General features: G+C 40.6%; 1 protein-coding gene. It reads right to left on the bottom strand.

Translation table 11 applies throughout. From position 1 onward, the window contains the following. A partial coding sequence (locus ACFIO3_RS15855) for a BamA/TamA family outer membrane protein (RefSeq protein WP_375704752.1) occupies positions 1–689 on the bottom strand: 689 nt, incomplete at both ends.

Genomic DNA, 689 nt, shown 5'->3' with positions numbered 1-689 from the left:
ACAGGAATAGGAAACTGTACTTCAGCAGTCGCATTCATATATGTTGTTCCCCCTAAGAAATAAACTTCACCCTTATTAGAAACCTGACGTGGGCCTATCCCATTATATTTGAACCCTCTGATCATATCAGTATTCGCCTTAAACATATCGAAAATACGAACACCATCTCGGCCCATTCCGTGGATATACCCCCCCCCAAAGGAAAGCAAACCAACGATATCCTTCTGCTCGGAAAGAGTCTTGTACATCATCGCCTTACCCGTGGTCTTCAAGAACTTTGCACTTCCACCAAGCCCTGCATATTCCTGAAGAAGATTCACATACCACCCATCATGAGGGGCTCTCATATCGTCAATTGTATTATAGGTAAAACCATAACTAATCGATGAACGCTTCCAAGGGCTTTGCTTTGCAGCTTGAACAATCGCACCAGAATATTTCCCGTATAATTCTATTATGTCACTCTCTTTATCGAAATTATACTCTCCGCCAAAATCATATTCTTCCTGCACATAAGAATAAGCTACATTAGCAGACAATTGATTATTAATAGGCAACGAAAACCGTAATGACCCGCCTGTCTGTCGTACATCATAGGCTTTATCAGCACGGTAAGTACTACGAAAAACATCAACGCCAGCAGATAAACGATACCCTAAGAAATAAGGATCAACAAATGATAAATTATA

The sequence above is a fragment of the Bartonella sp. AD328YNZD genome, assembly GCF_042196425.1.
The sequence above is the reverse complement of the archived record's forward strand: the minus strand, read 5'-3'. Positions and strand labels throughout refer to the sequence as shown.